Source organism: Frisingicoccus sp., assembly GCA_016298055.1.
Classification (GTDB): domain Bacteria; phylum Bacillota; class Clostridia; order Lachnospirales; family Lachnospiraceae; genus Frisingicoccus.
Genome location: JAEDDO010000132.1, coordinates 1 through 4,952 on the forward strand (window position 1 = coordinate 1; position 4,952 = coordinate 4,952).

4 protein-coding genes and 1 pseudogene are annotated in these 4,952 nt (G+C 42.3%); all 5 read left to right on the forward strand.

All coding sequences use genetic code 11. The features are described from left to right. Positions 1 to 726 (forward strand): [Fe-Fe] hydrogenase large subunit C-terminal domain-containing protein (locus QZZ35_RS09000; protein ID WP_291237097.1); only part of this gene is annotated, 726 nt, incomplete at its 5' end. 75 nt (positions 727 to 801) lie between these two features. Beyond that, positions 802 to 2,514 carry a [Fe-Fe] hydrogenase large subunit C-terminal domain-containing protein gene (locus QZZ35_RS09005; RefSeq protein WP_291237098.1) on the forward strand — a complete coding sequence of 571 codons (1,713 nt, stop codon included), beginning with the start codon at positions 802 to 804 and terminating at the stop codon, positions 2,512 to 2,514. A 17-nt stretch (positions 2,515 to 2,531) separates the two neighbouring features. Then, entirely contained in the window at positions 2,532 to 3,701 is a 1,170-nt protein-coding gene (locus QZZ35_RS09010; protein ID WP_291237099.1) for a SpoIIE family protein phosphatase, read from the forward strand. Positions 3,702 to 3,720: 19 nt separating this feature from the next. Continuing rightward, positions 3,721 to 4,278, forward strand: coding sequence for an NUDIX domain-containing protein (locus tag QZZ35_RS09015; RefSeq protein WP_291237100.1), 558 nt, complete (start codon positions 3,721 to 3,723; stop codon positions 4,276 to 4,278). A gap of 21 nt (positions 4,279 to 4,299) precedes the next feature. Continuing rightward, positions 4,300 to 4,952 (forward strand): annotated as a pseudogene (locus QZZ35_RS09020) (M18 family aminopeptidase); the annotation flags it as partial.

Below are 4,952 nucleotides of genomic sequence, written 5' to 3' on the forward strand. Positions count from 1 at the left end.
GAGAAGATGGGCATTGATCCAAAGAATATTGTCAGTGTCAGCATTATGCCATGTACAGCTAAAAAGTTTGAAATCGGACGTGCGGATCAGAGTGCAGCAGGCGTACCGGATGTTGACTATGCATTGACGACACGTGAACTTGCAAGAATGATCAAACGTCTTGGAATCCGTTTCACAAGTCTTCCGGATGAAGGCTTTGATGACCCTCTCGGCGAATCCACAGGTGCAGGTGTTATTTTCGGAGCTACCGGCGGTGTTATGGAAGCAGCACTTCGTACTGCAGTTGAGACACTTACAGGTGAGCCGCTTGCAAATCTGGATTTTGTTGATGTTCGTGGAACAAAGGGAATTAAAGAGGCAAGTTACAATGTGGCAGGCATGGATGTGAAAATTGCTGTGGCATCCGGTCTTGGCAATGCAAGAGAGCTTCTTGAAAAAGTTAAATCCGGCGAAGCATCTTATCATTTTATTGAAATTATGGGATGTCCGGGCGGATGTGTAAACGGAGGCGGACAGCCTCAGGTATCCGGAGAGGTTCGAAACACCGTAGATGTTCAGGCAATCCGGGCCAAGGTATTATATGACAATGATTCTGCAAAGACAATTCGTAAATCCCATGAGAATCCTTCAATTAAGAAGGTTTACGAGGAATATTTTGGAGAACCGGGAAGTCATAGAGCTCACGAAGTACTTCACACAAGCTATGTTAAACGTACAGTGAACTGATAAAAGGTAAGGGGTCCTGTCCGCAGCTGCGGGCAGGACTTTTTTAACGGATACCAATATTTGGGAGGGGAATGGATGAAAATAATTGATTTTAAAAATGCCAGCTGTAAGCATTGTTATAAGTGTGTGCGTTCATGCTCGGTAAAAGCGATTAAGGTTAAAGATGCTCAAGCTGAAATCATGAAAGATAATTGTATTCTGTGCGGTAAGTGTCTGGAAGTATGTCCTCAGAATGCAAAAACATTTGTCAGTGATCTGGATCGGGTTAAGTATTATATTCGTTCCGGAGAAAAAGTGGTTGTGTCAATTGCGCCGTCCTATCTTGGAATTATGGATTATGATGTCCCGGGGCAGGTGGTCGACGGTCTTCTCAAACTTGGTTTTACTGCGGTCAGAGAGACAGCAGAAGGTGCAGCTTTAGTGACAGAAGCGTATGTAGGAATAATGTCAGAGGGGCAGATGACCAATATTATTACAACCTGTTGTCCGAGTGTGAATGATCTTGTAGAAAAATATTATCCGTCGCTTGTACATTTCCTTGCACCGGTTGTGTCGCCGATGGTGGCCCATGGACGTTTGATTAAAAAAATCTATGGGGAAGATACAAAAGTTGTTTTTCTCGGACCGTGTATCGCTAAAAAAGAAGAGGCGGAGGAAGACGAACGTACAGAAGGTGCGATTGATGCGGTTATTCATTTTGGCGAGTTAAAGGAGTGGATGGCTGCCGAAAATATTATTCTTCGTGAATGTGAGAATCGTCCGATGGCGAATCCGGATCCGAAAATAAACCGTCTATATCCGGTAAGCAGAGGGATTATCCAGTCGGTCATTGTTTCGAATGGTCAGGACGGCTACAGACATTTATTTGTGGATGGCATTGAGAATTGTCGGGAACTTTTAGATGCCATGGAAGCAGGTGAAATTCAGAATTGTTTTATTGAGATGAACATGTGTGAGGGCGGCTGTGTCAAGGGACCGGCCACGACAAAAATGGAGTTTTCCCGCTACAGGGCACGTTTTCATATTGAGGATCAGATTGAATACTTACCATCCGAGACACTGAAGGATCCGATAGAAGTCGATATGAAAAAAACTTTCCGTTCCAGAAAGACAACCGATCGAATTCCTACGGAAGAACAGATTAAAGAAATTTTGAAGGCAACAGGCAAATATAATAAAGATCAGGAACTTAACTGCGGAGCCTGCGGTTATATGAGCTGCCGGGAGAAGGCGATTGCCGTATTTCAGGGGAAAGCAGAGCTTGAAATGTGTTTGCCGCATACCTTTGAACAGGCAAGATCCATGGCAAATCTGGTTTTGGAAGAGACTCCGAATCTTGTGTTGATTATACGAGAGGATTTGACGATCAGTGAATTTAACCGGAGAGCAGAACAGGTATTTAAGGTTTCAAGACAAGAAGCTGTGGGAAGATTTATTTTTGAATTTATGGATGCTTCGATATTTGAAGAAGTTTTGCTTACACATGAACCTGTTCACAGACTTCGCATCAAGTTGGAACCTTATGATATGTCTGCGCTCATCAGTGTCATTTATATGGAAAATGAGAATGCGCTTCTGACGATCATTCAGGATATTACAGCGGAAGAAAAAGAATTGGAACATCAGTATCAGCTGAAGATGAAAACTGTGGAAGCTGCACAGAAAGTTATCGATAAGCAAATGATGGTTGCTCAGGAAATCGCCGGACTTTTAGGCGAGACGACGGCTGAGACGAAGGCAACGTTAAATAAATTGAAACGTTCGATGCTTGAGGATGATATAAGATAGGTGAAAGTTGGTGCAAAATGAACGTCAGTATTGATGTATCCTGGAAAAGCTTAAATAAGCACGATGAGGAGCTGTGCGGAGATAAAGTTGAAATTCTTAAAACAGATGATTCCGATATTATTATCCTGGCAGATGGTATGGGAAGCGGCGTTAAAGCCAATATACTGGCAACACTGGCATCTAAGATTCTGGGAACCATGTTTTTAGAAGGCGAACCTATTGAGGAAGCGGTTGAAACACTGGCCAGTACACTGCCGATCTGCAAGGTCCGTGGAGTTGCATATTCTACATTCAGCATTTTACAGATTTTTCATAATGGAGATGCGTATCTGGTTGAGTTTGATAATCCATCCTGTGTTTTTGTGAGAAATAAAAAACTGATGAAGATTCCGGAGAACTATCGGGAGATCAGCGGGAAAAAGATTCGGGAATATCGTTTTAAAGTGGAACCGAATGATTGCTTTGTGCTGATGAGTGACGGAACGATCTATGCCGGTGTGGGTGAACTTCTTAATCTTGGATGGACATGGGAGAGCATGGCTGAGTATACACTTAAATGTGCAAAGGAGACAAAGTCTGCAGCAAGAATTGCATCACTGCTCAGTCAGGCGTGTGATGATCTCTATCAGCAGCGGCCGGGCGACGATACAACTGTAGCGGTTGCCAGAGTGATCGAGAGACGTATTGTAAATATATTTACGGGACCACCGAAAGATAAAGAAGATGATAGAAAGCTAATGATGGACTTTATGGCTTCTGAGGGAAAAAAGATTGTATGCGGAGGGACCACCAGTAAAATTGCGGCACAATATCTTGGTCAAAATATAACGAATAATAATGACGGAACAAAAGAAGTTCCGCCGACAGCTAATATACGGGGAATCGATCTGGTGACAGAGGGCGTTCTGACAATGAGTCATACGTTTAAATTACTGCGGCGATTTGATGAGGGCGACATTGATGAGGAATTCTTTGATGCCCTTGATGCGAATAATGGCGGGGCAAAGCTGGCACGTATTTTACTGGAAGACTGTACAGAGGTCAATCTGTTTGTCGGAAAGGCAAACAATGAAGCCAATTATGAGGGAAATACACTTTTTGATATCAGTATTCGAAAAAATCTTGTTGTTCAGCTGAAAGAGATTTTGGAACATCTGGGAAAACAGGTAAAAATTACATATTATTAAAGCGATTAGAGGGCGAAAAATGTTTTGTATGAAATGTGGTTCAGAATGTGTGGATTTTATGGATGGGGAAATCCTTCGGCAAAAATGTCCGAATTGTGGATATATTCATTATAAAAATCCATATCCATGCATTGCTGTATTGATTGTAAACGCTAAAGGCGAGATTGTACTCGGAAAACGGCACAAAGATTCAATTTATCCGGGAAAATGGTGTCTGCCTTGCGGATATATTGAGTATGGAGAGAATTATATGGAAGCCGCTGTCCGCGAAGTGGAAGAGGAAGCGGGAATCCATGTGGTTATGGATGGTATTATCAACGTGGTATCCAATCATTTTGACAATGGTGTCCATTCATTGGTTGTAGTATTACTGGCACATTATGATGGGGATGAGAAACTTCACCCGAGTGATGATATTGTGGAAGCCGGGTGGTTTAGCATTGAAGATATGAGTGCTCTGCCGACGCTGGCCTTTTCAGCGGATAAATTTATTATCTCGAAATATAAAAATTGGCGGGATCATCCGTCGGGAATTACAAAACTGACTTTAGAAGGTGCTTATGTTGAGGGTGTATAATAAAAGTAAAGGAGAACAGTAATGGAAAGTTTCAGTTCAGAAGAGTTACTTGAATTTATTGATCAAAGTCCGACATGTTTTCATGTGGTTCACACATTGAAAAATATACTGGATACACAGGGCTTTGAACAGCTTCAGGAGAGCGGAGAGTGGGTATTAAAAAACGGAGGAAAATATTATGTGACAAGGAATCAGTCCTCAATTATCGCTTTTTGTGTTCCAGATACATTTGATGGATTTCATATTATGGCCAGTCACAGTGATTCTCCGGGATTTAAGATTAAAGAGATTCCCGAATTGGTGTCTGAGAAAAAGTATACCCGTTTAAATGTTGAGGGTTATGGCGGAATGCTTATGTCCACCTGGTTTGACAGACCATTGTCGGTGGCCGGAAGAATTTTAGTCCGTGAAGGTTCTGAAATTCGGACGCGACTTATAAAAATTGACAGAGATCTGCTGATGATTCCAAGTCTTGCGATTCATATGAACCGGGGTGTCAATGAAGGATATAAATACAATGTTCAAAAAGATCTCCTTCCTCTGTATGGTGATGCAGGTGTATCCGGAACATTTATGGATGTTATCGCAGAGGAAGCAGGGGTGGATGCAGGAAATATTCTGGGACATGATCTGTTCTTATATCCAAGAGTCCGGGGAAGTATATGGGGAAAAGA